Annotated in this window: 16 protein-coding genes and 1 tRNA gene; 11 read left to right on the top strand and 6 right to left on the bottom strand. The window is 61.1% G+C overall.

The features are described from left to right. Positions 1-3: 3 nt before the first annotated feature. From rlmH to PVW27_RS05110, 3 genes are all read right to left on the bottom strand, one after another. Complete coding sequence (rlmH, locus tag PVW27_RS05100) at positions 4-474, bottom strand: 23S rRNA (pseudouridine(1915)-N(3))-methyltransferase RlmH (protein WP_274555705.1); 471 nt, start codon at positions 472-474, stop codon at positions 4-6. Continuing rightward, positions 474-851: a ribosome silencing factor gene (rsfS, locus tag PVW27_RS05105; protein WP_274555707.1), complete on the bottom strand. Its 378-nt coding sequence runs from the start codon at positions 849-851 to the stop codon at positions 474-476. The genes rlmH and rsfS overlap by 1 nt, the downstream gene beginning before the upstream one ends. Before the next feature lie 170 nt (positions 852-1,021). After that, positions 1,022-2,356, bottom strand: a complete 1,335-nt coding sequence (locus tag PVW27_RS05110; RefSeq protein ID WP_274555709.1) for a mechanosensitive ion channel family protein — start codon at positions 2,354-2,356, stop codon at positions 1,022-1,024. Between the two features lie 35 nt (positions 2,357-2,391). Here PVW27_RS05110 and PVW27_RS05115 point away from each other — a divergent pair, with 35 nt between their 5' ends. The 5 genes from PVW27_RS05115 (at position 2,392) to PVW27_RS05135 (ending at position 6,969) form a co-directional block, all read left to right on the top strand. After that, a complete protein-coding gene (locus PVW27_RS05115) occupies positions 2,392-2,550 on the top strand; it encodes a hypothetical protein (protein WP_274555711.1) in 159 nt (52 codons plus the stop codon). A 56-nt stretch (positions 2,551-2,606) separates the two neighbouring features. Continuing rightward, entirely contained in the window at positions 2,607-4,010 is a 1,404-nt protein-coding gene (gene leuC, locus PVW27_RS05120) for a 3-isopropylmalate dehydratase large subunit (protein WP_274555713.1), read from the top strand. A gap of 76 nt (positions 4,011-4,086) precedes the next feature. Beyond that, complete coding sequence (leuD, locus tag PVW27_RS05125) at positions 4,087-4,692, top strand: 3-isopropylmalate dehydratase small subunit (RefSeq protein ID WP_274555715.1); 606 nt, start codon at positions 4,087-4,089, stop codon at positions 4,690-4,692. A gap of 337 nt (positions 4,693-5,029) precedes the next feature. Next, positions 5,030-5,863, top strand: a complete 834-nt coding sequence (locus PVW27_RS05130) for a hypothetical protein (protein ID WP_274555717.1) — start codon at positions 5,030-5,032, stop codon at positions 5,861-5,863. 119 nt (positions 5,864-5,982) lie between these two features. Further along, positions 5,983-6,969, top strand: coding sequence for an endonuclease/exonuclease/phosphatase family protein (locus PVW27_RS05135; protein WP_274555718.1), 987 nt, complete (start codon positions 5,983-5,985; stop codon positions 6,967-6,969). On the opposite strand, the gene PVW27_RS05140 is transcribed toward PVW27_RS05135, so the two are convergent. Beyond that, positions 6,926-7,834 carry an epimerase gene (locus PVW27_RS05140; protein WP_274555720.1) on the bottom strand — a complete coding sequence of 303 codons (909 nt, stop codon included), beginning with the start codon at positions 7,832-7,834 and terminating at the stop codon, positions 6,926-6,928. The two genes, PVW27_RS05135 and PVW27_RS05140, sit on opposite strands and share 44 nt — an antisense overlap. Positions 7,835-7,928: 94 nt before the next feature. On the opposite strand from PVW27_RS05140, the gene PVW27_RS05145 reads away from it, so the two are divergent. Both PVW27_RS05145 and leuB read left to right on the top strand, forming a co-directional pair. Continuing rightward, positions 7,929-8,831 (top strand): LysR family transcriptional regulator, encoded by a 903-nt coding sequence (locus PVW27_RS05145; protein ID WP_274555722.1) that lies wholly within the window; start codon positions 7,929-7,931, stop codon positions 8,829-8,831. A gap of 84 nt (positions 8,832-8,915) precedes the next feature. After that, complete coding sequence (gene leuB / locus PVW27_RS05150) at positions 8,916-10,022, top strand: 3-isopropylmalate dehydrogenase (RefSeq protein ID WP_274555724.1); 1,107 nt, start codon at positions 8,916-8,918, stop codon at positions 10,020-10,022. 4 nt (positions 10,023-10,026) lie between these two features. On the opposite strand, the gene PVW27_RS05155 is transcribed toward leuB, so the two are convergent. Continuing rightward, positions 10,027-11,649, bottom strand: coding sequence for a Na/Pi cotransporter family protein (locus tag PVW27_RS05155; protein WP_274555726.1), 1,623 nt, complete (start codon positions 11,647-11,649; stop codon positions 10,027-10,029). Positions 11,650-11,785: 136 nt separating this feature from the next. Between PVW27_RS05155 and PVW27_RS05160 the strand changes: the two genes are divergently transcribed. Next, positions 11,786-11,862, top strand: a tRNA-Pro gene (locus PVW27_RS05160). 41 nt (positions 11,863-11,903) lie between these two features. On the opposite strand, the gene PVW27_RS05165 is transcribed toward PVW27_RS05160, so the two are convergent. Continuing rightward, positions 11,904-12,935, bottom strand: coding sequence for a polysaccharide biosynthesis/export family protein (locus PVW27_RS05165; protein ID WP_274555728.1), 1,032 nt, complete (start codon positions 12,933-12,935; stop codon positions 11,904-11,906). A 288-nt stretch (positions 12,936-13,223) separates the two neighbouring features. Between PVW27_RS05165 and PVW27_RS05170 the strand changes: the two genes are divergently transcribed. The 3 genes from PVW27_RS05170 (at position 13,224) to PVW27_RS05180 (ending at position 19,738) form a co-directional block, all read left to right on the top strand. Then, entirely contained in the window at positions 13,224-13,832 is a 609-nt protein-coding gene (locus tag PVW27_RS05170; RefSeq protein ID WP_274555730.1) for a sugar transferase, read from the top strand. Positions 13,833-14,076: 244 nt separating this feature from the next. Continuing rightward, a complete protein-coding gene (locus tag PVW27_RS05175; protein WP_432762042.1) occupies positions 14,077-15,924 on the top strand; it encodes a polysaccharide biosynthesis protein in 1,848 nt (615 codons plus the stop codon). Positions 15,925-16,060: 136 nt separating this feature from the next. Continuing rightward, on the top strand, positions 16,061-19,738 hold the full coding sequence (locus PVW27_RS05180) for a M10 family metallopeptidase C-terminal domain-containing protein (RefSeq protein WP_274555733.1): 3,678 nt from the start codon (positions 16,061-16,063) through the stop codon (positions 19,736-19,738). Positions 19,739-19,815: the final 77 nt, after the last annotated feature.

A 19,815-nucleotide genomic window follows, 5' to 3' on the forward strand; every position in this document is an offset into this window, starting at 1 on the left:
ATGTCAGACCCTGTGATAGGGTGATCCGGCAAGGATCGAGGCCGCGCGATAAAGCTGCTCGGCCAGCATCACGCGCACCAACATATGAGGCCAGACCATCTTGCCGAAGGACAGGCTGAAATCGGCGCGCGCGCGCAAGGCTGGGTCGATCCCATCCGCGCCGCCAATGACCAGGGCCAGGTCACCGCGCCCGGCATCCCGCCAACCCGCCAGTTTCTCGGCAAAATCTGGTGAGGACATGACTGTCCCACGCTCGTCCAGCGTGCAGATCAGAGCGCCGTTCGGGATCACCCGATCCAGCAAGGCAGCCTCTGCCGCCATACCGCCGCCCTTGCGATCCTCGACCTCATGCACCTGCACCGGACCAAGGCCAAGCACCCGGCCACTTCGCTCCAGCCGCGTCAGGTAGTCGTCGATCAATGCGCGTTCCGGGCCGGTCCGCAACCGGCCCACCGCGCAGATATGAACCCGCATCAGACCGTCGTGGCGGCCGCGGGTTTCGCGGAGCCGCTGGGCATCCACATTTTCTCAAGCTGATAGAATTCGCGCACTTCGGGGCGGAACACGTGGACGATCACATCGCCTGTGTCGATCAGCACCCAGTCGCCGGTTTCCTTCCCTTCGATCCGGCTCAGCCGTCCGTAGGTCTGCTTGAGGTCATCCACCAGCTTTTCGGCAATTGCCGAGACCTGCCGCGAGGACCGGCCCGAGCAGATCACCATGTAATCGCCAATAGCCGTCTTGCCGCGCAGGTCGATCTGCACGATCTCTTCGGCCTTGTCGTCTTCAAGCTGGTTCAGGATATGCGCCAGAAGCTCTTCGCTTGTGACTTGTGTCGGGGCTGCGGTCATCGTTGCACCGACCGGAGCGGCAGACGCCGCTGCAAAGTTGAGTGACAGGACATTGTCCTCCTTGTGGCACGCCGACAGGGCCCCGGCGCTGGGCACACTTCAAAGATAGCATCGCATCATGCAAATCTCAATGAGCGGCGCACGCCCTGTGCACCCATGGGCGGCCCGAGTCAATCGCTCGTGCGCAGGGCAGGCTGACCCTCGCCCATCCCCAGAAGCCGCACTTCTCGTTGTGGAAAGGGAATCGCGATACCGTTAGCCTTGAAGGCATCCCACAATGCCAGATAGACATTGCCGCGAATATTGGTCAGCCCCTGGGTGGGATCCTTTATCCATAAACGCAGGATGTAGTCCACGGAACTGTCGCCAAAGCCGGTGATGTGGCAAACCGGCTGCTTGAAATCCAGCACCCGCTCGACACTTTGCGCCGCCTCCACCGCGATGCGGCGCACCATGTGGGGGTCGTCGTCATAGGCAGTCCCGAAATGGATATCCAACCGCACGAATTCGTTGGAGTGTGACCAGTTGACCACCTGTCCGGTGATCAGATCCTCGTTTGGAATCAGATACTCGCGCCCGTCCCGCGTGACTACCGAGACATAGCGCGCGCCCAGCGCGTTGATCCAGCCGAAGGTATCCCCAAGGCTTATGACGTCACCGGGCTTGATCGACTTGTCCAGCAGGATGATCACCCCGGACACAAGATTCGACACCACCTTCTGTAATCCGAAGCCCAGTCCAAGGCCGATGGCGCCTGACAGCACAGCCAGACCGGTCAGATCGAAACCCACCGTTCGCAAACCGATGAAAAAGGCCGCGCCGTAAAGTCCGACTTGCAGGGTTTTGACCGCCAGAACCTGCATCGAGGGGCTTATATCCTCGTTCGCGCTGATGCGCTGCGTCGATTGCTGCGTGATGAAGCGCGCCAGCGTGAACAGAACCGCCAGTATCATCACCGCCTGTAGAATCAGCCATACCGACAGCCGAGTGTCGGCTATCTCGATAGCCAACCCGTCCAGCAGGGCGCGCGTGTCATCCGTCAGTCCCAGGATCGAGAGTGATACCCATGCCCAGCCGACATAGCGCACCAAAGCACGAAGCACCGCGTTGCCGATGATCCGGGTGAGAATCGCGATGACCAGCCAGGCAAGCGCCAGTTGCGCCACAACTGCCAGAAGATAGGAGCGGCTTGACCATGTCACTTCCCGCATGATCCATATCAAGGGCCAGATCATCGCGACGAAAATGATCAACCGCAAACGATTGCGTAGCGTCACAGCAAGGCGCATCCGCCACTTGGGCCACCCTTCGCGATGCCGCAACCATTCGCTGAAACGGGGCGCAAGACCGCGGGCCAGCAGATGCGCGACCAACAGCAGCCCAAGAGCGATCCCGATCTGATAGGCGTTCCACGGCCGCAGAAGGCTTGTCATGAAAAGCTCGATCTGCGTCAGCAGGCCGAGAGCAACCTCCATGGTGCCATCGTTGGGGATATCCTGGTTCATACCTCTCCCGTCTTTGGACAAGGGTTGCACGATGGATGCCACGCGACAAGCCCCTGACCCGGTCGCGGGCCTTGATAGACTCGCTCAGGCATAGTATCCCGCCTGCCATGACACGGATTTTCGACATGGATGACCGCGCGCGTCTGCGCGAACGCTTTTTCGGGGCATCCCTGACGGTGCTGGCCCGCCTATAAGGGTCGCCCGCCGCTTTTTCGACCACAGCCAGAACACCAGCCAAGGGAGAGGACCGATGTCCCCCAAAACGCTCTATGACAAGATCTGGGATGCCCATGTCGCCCACGAAGCCGACGACGGCACCTGCCTTCTGTATATCGACCGCCACCTTGTCCACGAGGTGACCAGCCCGCAGGCCTTTGAAGGGCTGCGCATGGCGGGCCGCACCGTCCATGCCCCCGACAAGACCATCGCCGTGCCCGATCACAACGTCCCCACGACGCTGGACCGTGCCAAGGGGATCGAGAACGAGGAAAGCCGGATCCAGGTCGAAGCGCTGGACAAGAACGCCAAGGATTTCGGGATTCACTACTATCCCGTGTCCGACATCCGTCAGGGCATCGTGCATATCGTCGGCCCGGAGCAAGGCTGGACCCTGCCGGGCATGACCGTGGTTTGCGGTGATAGCCACACAGCGACCCACGGTGCCTTTGGCGCTTTGGCGCATGGCATCGGCACCTCCGAGGTCGAGCATGTGCTGGCGACCCAGACCCTGATCCAGAAGAAATCCAAGAACATGAAGGTCGAGATCACCGGGAAACTGCGCCCCGGCGTGACCGCCAAGGACATTACCTTGTCTGTGATCGGGAAGACCGGCACCGCTGGCGGCACAGGCTATGTGATCGAATACTGCGGCGAGGCGATCCGCGACCTGTCCATGGAAGGGCGCATGACCGTCTGCAACATGGCGATCGAGGGCGGCGCACGGGCCGGCCTGATCGCCCCCGATGAAAAGACCTATGAATATGTCATGGGGCGGCCCCACGCGCCCAAAGGTGCCCAGTGGGAAGCGGCACTGGCTTGGTGGAAGACACTGTATTCTGATCCAGACGCGCATTGGGACAAGGTTGTGACCATCAAGGGCGAGGATATCGCCCCTGTCGTCACATGGGGCACCAGCCCCGAGGATGTGCTGCCCATCACCGCAAGCGTTCCCGCGCCTGAGGATTTCACTGGCGGCAAGGTCGAAGCAGCGAAACGTTCTTTGGAGTACATGGGACTGCAACCCGGAACGCCGCTGAACCAGATCAAGATCGACACGGTGTTCATCGGCTCTTGCACCAATGGCCGGATCGAGGATCTGCGCGCCGCAGCCGCGATCCTCAAGGGCAAGAAGATCAAGGACGGTCTGCGCGCCATGGTCGTGCCCGGATCGGGTCTGGTGCGCGCACAAGCGGAAGAAGAGGGTCTGGCACAGATCTTCATCGACGCGGGCTTTGAATGGCGTCTGGCCGGATGCTCGATGTGCCTGGCAATGAACCCCGATCAGCTGTCGCCAGGCGAACGCTGCGCGGCGACCAGCAATCGCAATTTCGAAGGCCGTCAGGGTCGCGGTGGCCGCACCCATCTGATGAGCCCCGCCATGGCCGCCGCCGCCGCCGTGACCGGGCATCTGACCGATGTGCGCGAATTGATGTGAACAGGGCAGCCGTGAATCAGCCGGTGCGGACCTGTTCGCAATGGCTGACGATGGTCGAACAGACAGGATAGAGACAATGGACAAATTCACCAAACTCAGCGGCATTGCCGCACCGCTGCCCCTGATCAACGTCGATACGGACATGATCATCCCCAAGCAGTTCCTCAAGACGATCAAGCGCTCGGGCCTTGGCGTGAACCTGTTTGACGAGATGCGCTATGACGGCGAAGGCAATGAGATCCCCGATTTCGTGCTGAACAAGCCGCAATATCGCAACGCGGAAATTCTGGTCGCGGGCGACAATTTCGGCTGTGGCTCCTCGCGCGAGCATGCCCCGTGGGCGTTGCTCGATTTCGGTATCCGCTGCGTGATCGCACCCAGCTATGCTGATATTTTCTATAACAACTGCTTCAAGAACGGCATCCTGCCGATCGTGTTGCCGCAAGAGCAGGTCGATATTCTGATGAAGGACGCCGAAAAAGGTGCCAACGCCAGAATCGAGATCGACCTTGAGGCGCAGACGATCACATCGTCGGATGGTGAAGTCTTCTCCTTCGATGTCGATTCGTTCAAGAAACATTGCCTCATGAACGGGCTGGACGATATCGGGCTGACGCTTGAGAAAGCGGCGTCGATCAAGTCCTTTGAAAGCAAGCTTGCATCGGAGCGTCCTTGGGTCTGATCGCGTCATGGCGTGACGTCACATGGTGAGTATCCGGCAAGGCCGCTTCTCTCGGGGGGGCGGCCTTTTGCTTTGGTGGTCGACGGCCGCCATGGCACAACATGTTGTAAATGTCTGAAAAAGAGCCAAAATTCTCCCCAGCATTGGTACATTTCAGCATCAGTTGGTCCATCAAATTGCCTCAAAATTGCGGTCAACTTTATGAGTGGCTTGAGGCCCTTCGGGAAAGAAGGCAAAAATTGGGCAATATTGAGGCATGCCGTCTTTATTGGCGGTTTCAAGTTGGAAACAGGACGCGGCACCGCATCACGTCCGGCCAGTTTGAAGGGGACGAACAGTGATCGGACAAATGACAGGCGCCGCCTTGCGCGCGCTCATGGTGGCTCTGCTGATTGCCATGCCTTCCATGCTGATTTCCGGCGTGGGGATCGACGGCACGCAGTTCGTGATGCTGCTGGCGCTGCTGGCCGCAGGCCTTGTCATGATGGAATACAACTCGGCCTATCCCAGCCTCATCGCCTTTCGCCACGCGCCGCCCTATAACCGGCTACGCTTCGCGATGATCTTTCTTGCTGTTCTGATCCTGACGCTGGTCTATCGCGGCTACAGCGACCCCGGCACGACAACCCAGATCATGACCTCGATCGGCGTGATCCTTGGGAACATGACCGATTTTCCCTTCTCGCCCGTTCGCCTCGCCGTGCTGATGCTGCCGATCGAAGCACCGGACACATTGGTCGTGGCGGTCCGCATGGCAGCGGGCGTGTGCTACACGCTGTCCGTTGTCATGATCCTGATCTTCGCCGCGATGGTCAGGCTCTATGGTTGGCCAGCCCGTCACGGGGCTTTCAATGTCTGGATCAACCTGCCGATGTTCGACGCCACATCGGGCGGGGATGTGGTGAACCGCCTCAAGGCACATGCGCGAATTAACCTGATCTTAGGATTTCTCCTGCCATTTCTGATCCCAGGTGCCGTCTATGCCGCCGCCGGGTCAATCGACATCGGGGCGCTTGCGGTTCCGCAAACCCTGATCTGGACGATGTGCCTATGGGCTTTCCTTCCTGCCAGCCTGATGATGCGCGGCATCGCGATGGCCCGTATCGCCGCCATGATCGAGGACAAGCGACGTCGCACCTATGCCGCAGCCGAGGGCTTGCAACCAATCTGATCACGGCGACTGTCTGCGGTCTGCTCGGCCTTCTGACAAGCCCGACTCCGGGCAAGACCCAGAGCCTCGATATTGCTCTGTATCACACCAGTCTTGCGCGGCAGGGACCCGGTCTGCTGTTGCGTGACATCGCGGGTGGCACGGACCCGCAGGTTCTGGCCGTGGCGCAGGTCATCGCCCATGCCGCGCCGGATATCCTGCTGCTGCTTGACGTGGACTATGATCACGGTCTGGTCACGCTTGCCGCGCTCCGAAATGCCATCGCCGTTGCCGGGGTCTCCTATCCCCACATATTTGCGCTGCCGCCGAATACAGGTGTTGTCACTGGGTTGGACGCTGACGGCGACGGTCGTCTGGGCGGACCGCAGGACGCGCAGGGTTTTGGTCAGTTTGCCGGTCAGGGCGGCATGGCCATCCTGTCGCGCTACCCTGTGCGCAGGGATCAAGTGCAGGATCACAGCGCCCGCCTGTGGCGCGACATGCCTCAGGCCATGCTGACGCTTCCCGACGGCACACCGGTGCTGGCGCGTGCTGAGTTGGCGGTGCAACGCCTGTCCACGACAGGACATTGGGCCGTGCCGTTCGAGATCCAGGGGCAGGTTCTTTGGCTGCTGGCTTTTCATGCCACCCCACCCGTTTTTGACGGGCCCGAGGATCGCAACGGTCGCCGCAACCACGATGAGGCGAGGTTCTGGAGCCTGTATCTGGACGGTGCCTTTGGCCCTGCCCCAAAGGATCGCTTTGTCATCATTGGCGACAGCAACATGGACACTGTCGACAGCGAGGGACGGCCGGATGCGATGCGCGCATTGCTGCAAGATACCCGCCTGTCCGACCCGCAACCCAAGGGCGGCGGCATACAAGAGGCGGACCCGGCGCATCGCGGGGACGCTGCACTGGACACCGTGCGCTGGCCGCCACCCGGACCGGGGAACCTTCGCGTTGACTATATCCTGCCTTCGGCTGATCTGACCGTCCACGACTCCCACGTCTTCTGGCCTGATCCAGCCGATCCCATGGCGCCCATCGTCCAGACCGCCAGCCGTCATCATCTGGTCAGCGTCACGGTTGAGTGGCCGCCGGCCGCGTTGGCGCAGCCTGAGTGAGCGACCGCTGTGCCACAGATAAACCCGCCAGCATAACCGTCTGCTGCGACGTAGGCTGGAAGCCCGGCAGAAGACGTTCGAACTTTGCTCCGGACAGTTGATGCGGCGTTTCCCAGAGATAGCGCATCTCTCCCAGTTCCCGCGCCAGTTCCCAGAAGGGGGCCGCAAGACGCATCAGCCCCCATGGAAACCGTGAGATGGTCAAAGAACGGCCAAGATGCGTCTCAAGACAATGCTTCAATTCAGTCATGTCGAAGCTGTGCCCGTGAAAGGGAATATCCTCGAACATGGCCAGACTGTCGCGCTTCCCGGCCAGGGCTGCTGCTGCCCGCGCCCAATCAGGCACATAGCACCACGCCTGCATCACATCCGGTCCGCCGCCAAGGGTGATCCGTCCCTTTGCGATGTTCCGCAGCACGAAAAGCTGCATGATGTCGCCATTTCCGTCGGGGTCGATGAAATTGCCCGCCCGCAGCACGATCGTCTGCACACCGCTGTCACGATAGCGTGCCTCCATCTGCATGCGGATCAATCCCTTGCGGCTGACAGGGCGCTGCGGCGTATCCTCGGACCAGATGCCGCCTGCGTCACCAAAATTGTAGACATTGCCGGGAAGGATAACGGACGCCCCACTGGCCTTGGCGGCTGCGATAACCTGTTCCGTGATCTCTGGGATCAGCTTGGTCCAATTGTGGTAGTTGGGCGGGTTCAGCCCGTTGACGATGACATCCGATCCCATAGCTGCCGCCGTCATGTCAGTGCCTCGCTCGTAGCGGCGCACCCTCCATCCCGCATCGGCAAATGCCTTGGCGCTGTGATGACCAATCTTGCCATTGCCGCCCAGGATCAGAACAGTTCCCGGCATTTTCACCTCCATTATCTGTTGTGTGAGGCGACCATCATCCGAACGTGACCGAATGGGAATTGCATGGTTTTGTAGATCAGCTATTCATATTTGAATGGAAAGCAGGATTGATACTCTGGACTGGTCCCTGATCCGCACCTTTCTGGCCGTCGCGGATACAGGAAGCCTGTCTGCCGCTGCGCGCAGGCTGGGCATCAGCCAGCCGACAATCGGGCGTCAGGTTCGTCAGATCGAAGACGCTCTTGATCTGACTCTGTTCACGCGCCAGCCCCGCGGCTTGCACCTGACGGACAGCGGCGCGGCCCTTCTGCCCCATGCCCGCCGGATGGCCGAAGCGATGAACGCCCTGGCGCTGACCGCCGCCGGCCGGACCGAAGATCTGCGCGGCACTGTCCGCCTGACCGCCAGTGCCGTGGTCGCACATCACATCCTGCCGCCGATCATCGCGCAGATCAGGCAGGCCGAGCCCTTGATCCAGATCGAACTGGTCGCCAGCGACAGCAGTGACAACCTGCTGTTCCGCGAGGCCGATATCGCGGTGCGGATGTATCGCAGCACGCAGTTGGATATCGTGACACGCCATCTGGGCAACTTGCGTCTGGGAGTCTTCGCAGCGCGCACCTATCTGGACCGGAGAGGATGGCCACAGCAGCCCACGGATCTGCTGGGCCATGACCTGATCGGCTATGATCGCAACGAGCTGATCCTGCACCACATGCGCGCGATGGGATGGCCCGCCACGCGCGAGATGTTCGCGATCCGCTGCGACAGCCAGACCGCCTATCTGGCGCTGATCCGCGCAGGCTGCGGAATCGGATTTGCTCAGGCCGGTTTGATGCAGGACAGGGCCGATCTGGTCGAGCTTGATCTTGGCCTTGACCTGCCGCATCTGCCGGTGTGGTTGGCGGCACCGCAGGCCATGCGCGGCTCGCCACGAATCGCCCGCGTCTGGGACCTGCTTGCAGAGGGTTTGACCCCTGTTCTTTCACGCCCTTGAGCCCGTGCTGCGTGTGCTTTCTTGACCCTGCGTCCTGCAATCGCTAGGCCAGTGCCGAACTCATGTCACAAGGGACAGACCGCAATGACCAACCCCTCGCTTCTCATCCTCGCCGGTGACGGCATCGGCCCCGAAGTCATGGCCGAAGTGCGCAAGATCATCGACTGGTACGGCACCAAGCGCGGCGTCGCTTTCGACGTGTCCGAGGATCTGGTGGGCGGCTGCGCCTATGACAAACACGGCACGCCGCTGCATGATGACACGATGGCCAAGGCACAGGAAGTGGACGCGGTCCTGCTGGGTGCCGTCGGCGGGCCGAAATACGACAATCTCGATTTCAGCATCAAACCCGAACGCGGCCTGCTGCGCCTGCGCAAGGAAATGGACCTCTATGCCAACCTGCGTCCGGCGCAGTGCTTTGACGCGCTGGCTGATTTCTCGTCGCTGAAAAAGGATGTGGTTGCCGGTCTGGACATCATGATCGTGCGCGAACTGACCAGCGGTGTCTATTTCGGCGAACCGCGCGGTATCTTCAAGGAAGGCAACGAGCGGGTCGGCATCAACACCCAGCGCTATACCGAGTCCGAGATCGAACGTGTCGCCCGCTCTGCTTTCGAGCTGGCGCGCAAGCGTAGCAACAAGCTGTGCTCGATGGAAAAAGCCAATGTGATGGAATCCGGCGTTCTGTGGCGCGAAGTGGTGCAGCGCATCGGCGACACCGAATATCCCGATGTCGAACTGAGCCATATGTATGCGGACGCCGGTGCCATGCAGCTGACCCGCTGGCCCAAGCAGTTCGACGTGATCGTGACCGACAACCTGTTCGGCGACCTGCTGTCTGATCTGGCGGCGATGCTGACCGGATCGCTGGGCATGCTGCCCTCGGCCAGCCTCGGCGCACCTATGGCGAATGGCCGTCCCAAGGCGCTTTATGAGCCGGTCCATGGTTCCGCCCCCGATATCGCGGGTCAGGGCAAAGCAAACCCGATCGCCTGTATCCTCAGTTTCGCCATGGCGTTGCGCTACAGCTTTGACATGGGGGCCGAGGCTGATCGCATCGAAGCTGCCGTGGCCAAGGTTCTAGCCGATGGCCTGCGCACCGCCGATCTGATGGGTCCCGAAGGCGGCTCGCCCATCACGACCGGTCAGATGGGCGATGCCATCGTCGCGGCGTTGGACGCCTCGCTCTGATATGTCAGTCGCGTGGCCCCGGTGCGACCGGGGCCGCCGCCTTTATACCCGGCACCGTGGCACTGTAGTGGGCGATCCGCGCTGCATGCTCGGCTACCCGCCGCAACCAACGCATTGCATCCGTCCTGTCAAACATCTCGGCCACGGAAATCAGCCCGACATGTTCATGCAACAAGGTCGCGCGCCTGTGGCGTCGCGTGCGTGCCTCGATCCGGTCTGACAGCCGCGCCAACCTTGTCGCCTCCAGCCCATCCCTTGCCGGATCAGCGGCCCGGCGCAAGGTCGCGCCAAGCGCCCGCGAGAGGCGCGACAGACCAGGATCATCCAACAGGACCGCAACCATCGACCGCCGTTCCAGCCGTTTGAGAAGCCGCGCCAGATGATCCGTCTGATGCAGCAAGGCGGCGTATCGGTCACGCTCGGCGGGTTTGCCTTCTGGCAGATTTATCCGCGTGATGTAATGTTCGATCTCGATCAGCGCTGGACGTGCCACCTCCTCGATCGTGGCCAGTCCGCGCATGTCGGGCACGGGCGCCAAGGCCCGACCCAGCGCCGAGAACACATGACGCGCAACCCGGCCGAATGCCGCTTGCGCCGCGTCCATCGCTGCGCCTTCGTCCTTCAGCAAGGCTGGATCAAGATCGGCCACCAACCCGCCAGCCAGCGCCCTGTCAGGTCTTTCAGGTACCATCTTTTCGACCCACAGGGCGAAACGTGCCGTAAAAGGCAGGAATATCAGGGCTCCCACAATGTTGAATCCTGTATGGAACAGCACCAGGGCCGTGGTCTCTCCAACCCGGTCCGCGACCTGCGTCAGGACAGTTCCCATGACAACAAGCAAAGGATAGGCCAGAGTTGCCGTCCCCAGGTTGAACAGAACATTCGCCAGCGCCGTCTGCCGCATGGTCACAGAACCGCCGAAACTCGCCAGTACAGCCGTGATCGTAGTGCCAAGGTTCATGCCGATCACCATGGCGGCGGCTTGCTCGAAACTGATCCCTCCCGCACCCAACAGGACCAGCGCGACAGCCATGGCCGCACTGGAGGACTGCATGACAACCGTCACGACCAGCCCCAGAAGGATCAATTGAAAGTCGCCCCAGATCCCGCCCTGTGGCAATGTCTGCGGTGTCAGCCATGCGCCGAAACCGGCCGCTCCTGTCTGCATCATGTCCAGTCCGATGAACAGAAGACACAACCCGGCCGTCACACGCCCGGTGCGTGCCCATCCACCCCGGGCCAGCAGCGTTAGCAAACTCGCTCCGAACAGCGCGGGCAAGGCAAGACTGCCCAGCTGCAACTTGAAACCCAGCAAGGTCACGATCCATCCGGTGACGGTCGTGCCGATATTGGCACCGTAGATCACGCCCAAAGCCTGCGGAAAGGTCAGCAGTCCGGCACCGACGAAACCGATTGTCATGACGGTCGTCGCACTCGACGATTGGACCACCGCCGTTGCCGCCGTGCCAGTCAGAACGCCCGCCAGCGGCGTCGTGGTGAACCGCGCCAGCAACTGGCGCAAGCGCGCGCCCGCAGCCTCGCGCAGCGCTTCCGTCATGATCTTCATCCCGAACAGGAACATGCCGATCCCGCCAAGGATCACCGCAAGACCGCCCGTCATTTCCATGGTGTCATGATCCCCACTCTGGCGCCCAGAATGGAACCGGAACACCGCGTCCACAAGCCCTGACCTGCCTGTGGTGGCCGTTGCAACTCGACCCTTGCAAATCCACCGCGACGGGTTTAATCGCCTCTCACACGGTCGGGCTGTAGCGCAGCCTGGTAGCGCACCTGCTTCGGGAGCAGGGGGTCGGAGGTTCGAATCCTCTCAGCCCGACCAGTGATCCCCAAATCGATAGTGTGTCAAACGCGTCCAGCGGGTCAGAACGTATTGACGCGCCCGGCAAGCCCCAGCAGCGATCCCAGCAGGCCAACAACCGTCTGCACCCCGGTAACCGGCGACTCGGTTGCCAGAACGGTATCCTTCGGGTTGATCTGGAACCCGCGCGCCGCAAACAGCCCGTCTGCGGATGCCAGGTCAAACGTAAAGACCACCTGTTGCATCAACGGACCGCGCCCATCCGATCGCACTTGCCGCGTGTCATAGTCTCGCAACACGATCACGCCCTTGGGATTGGCGCGGCTGTCCGTCAGCCCGCCGATGACGGACAGCGCCTCAAGTGCGGTGATCTCTTCCTTCTCGAAATAGACAAGTCGTTCGGTTCCTGTCGCGCCAAGCGCCGTGAAGTAGCGATTGTCCTCAGCCACAACGATCTTGTCGCCACCCCGCAGCAGGATATTGCGTGACGCGTCCGCGAAAAGCCGCTCTGCCCGCATTTCATAGGTGACGCCGTCCCGTATCAGTCGCACCAGCGGATGCCGCAGGCCAGACGCGATGCCGCCGCTTGCTGCCAGCACCGACAGGATCGTATGATTGCGATCCGGCAAGGGATAGCTGCCCGGACGGGCAACACCCGCCACCAGTTCGGCCGAGTTTTGGCGTCCCGGCACCAGTTCCACCTGCACCTGTGCCGAAGGAACGATCGGTTTCAGGGCTGTTTGTAGCTGTCGACGTGCTTGATCGGGCGTTTGACCACCAATCTGGATTTCGTCGAGATAGGGCACAAAGATCGTCCCGCCCGCAGATACCGTCAGCCCCGCCAGCACCACTTTCTTGTCCATGGCCGATGTCAGAAGCGAATTTTCCTGACTGTCCCAGATCACCAGATCCACGCGATCGCCCGGTTGCACCAATGGGCTGTCCGGACCGCGCGTCCCTTCGGGCCAACGATAGACACCAGACCAGCCTGTCACCGGCCATGTCCGAATCTGCGGAAGGTTGTCCCGCGTGACGGGCATGACCTGAAATGTGGGTGTGCTGCTGTCCTTCTCGTGCAAGATTTCACCGGTCACAGCAGCCCCACGCGGAAGGGTGCAGGCCGCAAGCACAAGGCAAAGTGTGACCGTCTGAATCGTTTTCACTAGATACCGCACCAACACCAGCCCCTTGATCACACACAGGATCCTGACGAACTTCCTACAGCCAGTCGAAGCTGTTAAACAGGAAAAAGTAACGAGTGTGACCGGGTGAACCGAAGTGAGTCTGACAGAACCAATCCGCCGGAACCGGAGGAAAGGGGTAGTTGCGCGGACGGACATTCCGGCCCTGTGCCTTGCTCTTTCTGGCATGAGGCTGCGGACATGACGCCCGCAAAGCGCGCTTTGGACCTTGTCTTCGCATTGGGACTGACCGTGATCCTGATGCCGGTGGGCGTCTTGATTTCCCTGCTGGTCCTCCTGTGTGACGGTCGCCCTGTATTTCACGTGGCCGAACGCATGAAGACACCGGATCAGGGCTTCTTTCTTTGGAAGTTTCGCACCATGCGCCCCAGCCCGGCTGATATCGGTGTGTCGGGTGGCGACAAATCAGTCCGGATCACGCCTTTGGGCCGCATCCTGCGCCGCTCGCGTCTGGACGAGATGCCACAACTTCTCAACGTGTTGCGCGGCGATATCAGTCTGGTCGGTCCCCGCCCACCGCTGCGGCGCTATGTGGAACGGTTTCCCGATCTTTACGCGCAGGTTCTGGAACAGCGGCCGGGGCTGACCGGCCTCGCCACGCTGGTGTATCATCGCACTGAAGAACGCCTGCTGGCTGCCTGCTCGACCGCCGAACAAACCGAGTCCGTCTACATCCGCCGTTGCATCCCGCGCAAAGCACGCCTTGACCTGATTTATGCCGCAAGACGCAGCATCGGCCTCGATCTTCGTTTGATTCTCGGAACGGTCTTCAGGTTTCTTTTACCTTAGGCTGCAAATATCGTATGGTTGGATGTAGGTTGTATCTTTCGTCAATTTGCAGTGACCAATGTAGGAACGGCACGCATCGCGGGATCAATGCGGTGCTGGCCATGTGTTGTTAACGAGTTTGGACCGGTTGGGTCCGCCCTGCGATCCGGCTTGTGACAGCCGGTTCCCTCGCAGGACGGTATCGTCCACCGGCCCCGGTGTGAGGCCAATTTTGCGGCACAGTTTGTTCGATTTTTGCGTGTCCATGTCCCGCCGTCAGAAACGGTGGACCCTCTTTTGGATAGACTGCCTTTGCGCGGTTCTCGCGTTCTCACTTGCGGTGATCATCGTGACCGGCCAGTTCCCTGACACGGGCAGGCTGCGCGACATGACTCTGCTGACTGCTGCGATCCTGCCGGTCACGGCCAGCATGACAGTGTATATGGGACTGCACAGGGTCAAGCTGAACGCCTATCAGTTGCCAAGCCTGATCAACTCGTCCTTGGTCGCAGTTGCCATTGGCACCGCAGGCCTGACCACGTCGGTCATAGCGGGTGCATCACTTCCAGCAGGCATATTCCCGGTCCTGTCCATGATGTTCATGATCCTGACCGTCGGGTCCAGAATGATCCTGCGCAGCGTGTTGATCTGGATCTACCGCAGCAAACAGAATCGCAAACGGGTGCTGATCTACGGCGCAGGCCAGACGGGGCAACAGCTTGCCGCCGCCTTGGCCACCGACACCGAAATCCAGCCCGTCGCCTTTGTGGATGACAATCCCACGCTCCAGGGCCTGACGATCGGCGGCTTGGTGGTGCATGCGCAATACAGTGTTCCTGATCTGGTTGTGCGCCACCGGATTGACCATGTCGTTCTGGCCATGCCATCTGTCAGCCGGGCCATGCAGCAGCGGATCGCGGCACGCCTGCGCGCCATGGGCTGCGACGTACACGCGCTCCCGTCCTTTGCCGACCTGGTGAGCAAGGACGAACTGGTTCGGCAAATCGCGCCTCTCGAACTCTCCGATCTTCTGGGTCGCAATCGGCTGGAGGACGAGCTTCCCGGGATCACCGACGCCTATGCCGGCCGCAATATCCTTGTCACAGGTGCCGGGGGGTCCATCGGGTCCGAGATCTGCCGTCAGCTGATCTCATGCAAACCGGCCAGCCTGATCCTTCTGGATCACAGCGAACATTCGCTCTACGCCATTACCCGCGACCTGCAGGACACAAGCACAACCATCCCGGTCATCCCCGTACTGGGTTCAGTCGGCGAAGCTGCGCTGATCCGGGATGTCATCGCGACCTATGGCATTGACGTCGTGCTGCATGCCGCAGCCTACAAACATGTGCCACTGGTCGAAAGGAACATGATCGAAGGAATCCGCAACAACGTGCTGGGCACCAAAATCCTTGCTGATGAGGCAAAGCTGGCGCAGGTCGAGCGGTTCATTCTCATCTCGACTGACAAGGCCGTCCGGCCTGTCGGGATCATGGGATGCTCGAAACGTCTGGCCGAGATGATCGTGCAGGATCTGGCCACGCGATCGACCAGCACCGCCTTTTCCATCGTGCGTTTCGGCAATGTTCTTGGCTCCTCGGGATCGGTCATCCCCCTGTTTCAGGATCAGATCGCGCGCGGTGGTCCGGTCACGCTGACCCATGACGATGTGACCCGCTACTTCATGACCTTGTCCGAGGCTGTGCGCCTTGTTCTTCTCGCAGGCACGTTCACCCGCGGTGGCGATGTCTTCGTTCTGGATATGGGTGCGCCTGTCCCCATCCGCAAAGTGGCGCGTCAGATGATCGAGGCTGCAGGTTATACTGTGCGGGACGCGGAAAACCCGCGCGGCGATATCGAAATCGTCGTGACGGGTCTGCGTCCCGGTGAAAAACTCCATGAGGAGCTGTTGATCGGTTCAGACATGCTGACCACCCCTCATCCCAAGATCCTGCGGGCGCAGGAAGGCCATCTGTCAGAGCTTGAGATGGCTTCGGTGCTGCAATCCCTGCGACGGGCGATAGACGCGCGCGACCTTGAAGCGATGTCCAACCTGCTTGAACGATGGGTCGAGAATGCGCGCACTCTGGACATGGCATCCGCCAAGACCTGAGCAACATCCATCAACAGACCCTTAAAATCCAAACCAAGGGCCCATATTCGGCCATATTCCCACAAGCCTGTCTTAACCTGCTGTCTCCCATTCTGTCTCCGGTGAGTGAAACGGCCGGGGGGCCGGGGGAATCGGGATGGGCAACTACAGGATTGCGTTCAGCACTGTGCTGAACGCTGGCGGTCAAGGGTTGACCGAAACGATCACGGACCTTGAGATTCTGGCCGGTCATGGGCACCCGTTGCTTGTCTCGGTGACGCGGCCGGGACAGACCGGTAACCTTACGGTGTTCAATGCGGGTAGTGGGGCAGTGGTCAGCAACACCGCGATCGCGCCCGAGATGGCCCAACTGACACCGCCCGATCTGGCCTTATTGCAGATCGGCGGTCAAACTTTTCTCGGCCTGCTGGGCCTGCGCGACACCGGTTTGCAGGCGATGCCTTTACTGTCGCCAGGCGGTCTGGGCGCAATCCAGCGCCTTACCGCGCCGGGACAGGATCTGGGTCTGATGACCGGGCTGGTCACGGCCGAATCTGGTGACACGCTGCACCATTTCGCCAGCATCCGCGGCACCGGCCTTCTGCGATTGGACAGCATGGCAGAAGCGGGTGTGCAGGGACAGTCCATAGCGTTGACAGGCGTCGGATCACAACACATGGTCAGCGATCTTGTCTCGCTTTCGGTGGGGGGCAGCGGCTTCATCGTGATGGCCTTCGCCTCTGCCGATACGCTATCGGCGTATAGGGTAAACGCGGGCGGCACGCTGCAACGCATGTCCGACCATGGCGCGGCGCAGGGTCTGGGCATCGACGCGCCTGTGGCGCTCTCCGCCGTGTCCCTTGGTTTGTCCCATTACATCATCGTCGCATCGACACTCAGTTCCTCGCTCAGCGTGCTGGAGCTGGACGCCAACGGCATCATGAGGCCGGTCGATCACATCATCGACGATCTGAACACGCGCTTTCACCGCGTCACGGCGCTTGAAACGGTGGCCGTTGCCGACCGCAACTTCCTCGTCGCTGGCGGGGGGGACGACGGCGTATCCCTGTTCCTCGTGCTGCCCGGGGGCCGCTTGCTGCATCTGGACAGCATGGCCGACACGATGGCGGCGACTCTTGCCGATGTTGCCACTCTTGCCGCGACCCAGATCGGGAGCGATCTGCATGTCTTTGCGACCAGCGCGCGTGAAGCGGGGATCAGCCGCCTGACCGTTGCGCTTGGCCAACCCGGACAGACCGTAATCGGCACATCTTCACCAGAGCAACTCAGCGGTACGGCACAGGACGATATTCTGAGCGGCGAAGCCGGCGACGACACATTGGTGGGTGGCGCAGGACAGGACATCCTGCTCGACGGGGCGGGCCTCGACCAGATGACCGGTGGACCGGGGCAGGACATCTTCGTTCTGGCGGCGGATGGGCAGCTGGATGTGATAACCGATTTCGAACCCGGAACGGACCGCCTTGACCTGAGCGCCTGGACGGGGCTGACCTCGCCCACGCAGTTGGTCGTCGAAATCCGCAGCGGGGGTGCCGAGGTCAGGTATCACGGCGAAGTTCTGAACATCCGCAGCGCCACGGGCGCCAGCCTCAGCCGGGCGGAAGTGCTCTGGGCGCCCGTCCTGAACCTGACCCGCGCTCCGGTTGCCTCACTGCCCGCGACGCCTGGCGATGACCCCGACGCACCCCCGCCGCAGCCGGGTCTGCGGCTGACAGGTGGCGATGGCAATGACACGCTGAACGGTGGGAGCGGACAGGACACATTGGACGGGGGAGGCGGCAATGACCGTCTGAACGGTGGTCCGGGCAATGACCTGTTGCTCGGAGGCTCTGGAAACGATCAGCTTTTCGGTGGCGACGGGCAGGACATCCTTCAGGGCGGCAATGGCAACGACCGTCTGGATGGCGGCGCAGGTGACGACGACCTTCAAGGCGGCATCGGGCGCGATACCCTGATCGGAGGCACGGGACAGGACAGTCTGTCGGGCGATGACGGTGACGATTCCCTGCTTGGTGGAGAGGGCGACGACGTCCTGAACGGCGGGTCAGGCGCGGATATCCTTGATGGTGGCGAAGGCAATGACCTGATTTCCGGTGGGACTGGCAATGACCGCCTTTTGGGGGGCCTTGGCGACGATACGCTGCGCGGCGAGGTCGGCGACGACACCTTGATCGGATGGGCCGGGGCTGATGTCATGGACGGGGGCGAGGGCTCGGATGTCTATATGGTCGATGCTCTGGATCACCTTGAGGATAGCGGACACATCGGCTTGGACCGGGCGCAGATCTATGAGGCGACCGGTGTCGCGCTGAACCTCTCCGGCTGGCGCGGAATCGAACGGGTCAACGGGTTTACCGGCAATGATACTCTGGATGCGCGCGGCGCAACCGATCCGATCTACCTGTTTGGCGAGAACGGCGATGATCTTCTCTACGGCGGCGCAGGTGACGACACACTCTCGGGCGGACCCGGCCTTGATACGATCTTTGGTGGTGCAGGCGATGATCTGATCCTCGTGTCCGATCCGGCGGATCACATCGCCGATGCCGGGCCGGGTTTCGACCGTGTCGTGATCGAAGGCGACGCGAGACAGCCTTATCGTGTCGCAGGCTGGGTCAGTGTCGAGCAGGTTGGTGGAGGCTGGGCCAATGATGCGATTGACGCAACCGGGTTGCAAACCGGCATCCACCTGCTTGGGCAAGCGGGGAGCGACACACTTACCGGCGGCAGTGGCAACGATCTGCTGGACGGCGGCACGGGAAATGACCGGCTGATCGGCGCAGCCGGCAACGACACTCTATTGGGCGGAGAGGGGAACGATACACTGATCGGATGGGTCGGCGCTGACCTTCTGGATGGCGGCGAGGGCTCGGATCTGTTCATGGTCGATGCGTTTGACCGGGTCACAGACACTGGCACGTCAGGTTTTGACCGTGCGCAAATATTTCAGGCAGGCGGCGTTGCCCTGAACCTTTCTGATTGGATCGGCATCGAACGGGTCAATGGCTTTACCGGAAACGACACGCTGGATGGCAGCGGCGTGTCTTTCCCGCTGTCGTTGTTGGGGGAACAGGGCGACGACCTCCTGCGCGGCGGGTCGGGACGCGACACGTTGATGGGCGGGCCCGGCAATGATCGGCTGGAAGGCGGGGCAGGGAATGACTTTCTGTCGGGTGTTGATGGCGATGACACGATCCTTGGCGGTGATGGAAATGACACGCTCATCGGCTGGACCGGCGCAGACTTGCTGGATGGCGGCGACGGGTCCGATCTCTATATGGTGGATGCATCGGACATGCTGATGGACAGCGGCACATCAGGCTATGACAGAGCTCAGGTCTATCAGGAAGCGGATGTTTTCCTGAATCTCGCTGCATGGCAAGGGATCGAGCGCGTCAATGGATTCACCGGGAATGACACATTGGATGCCAGCACCCACACTGAGGCGATCTTTCTTTTTGGCGAGCGTGGCAACGACCTTCTGCGAGGCGGAACTGGCAATGACACCCTGGTTGGCGGAACGGGCAACGATACGCTGATAGGGGGCTCGGGGAATGATTATATGGTTGGTGACGCCGGAGCTGATCATTTCGTGTTCCACCCGGGCTTCGGTCGCGATGTCATCCAGCGCTTCGAGGACGGGATCGACAGGATCGACTTCTCCTCTCATGACGGGATCCAGGGTTTTGACGGTCTCCAGATCAGTCAATTTCTGACGGATACGATCGTCCGCACCGCAGTGGACAGCCCGGATATCCTGATCCTTGCAGGCTTCGACGCAGCGCGCCTGACAGCGGATGATTTCATCTTCTGAAACAAGTGTCTTGGCCAGCAAATGGTAAACGGTTCGTCAACGGCAAAACCGATCGGATTACCCGTCCTTAACCCGCG

It is taken from the genome of Seohaeicola sp. 4SK31, from assembly GCF_028802875.1.
GTDB lineage: Bacteria > Pseudomonadota > Alphaproteobacteria > Rhodobacterales > Rhodobacteraceae > Seohaeicola.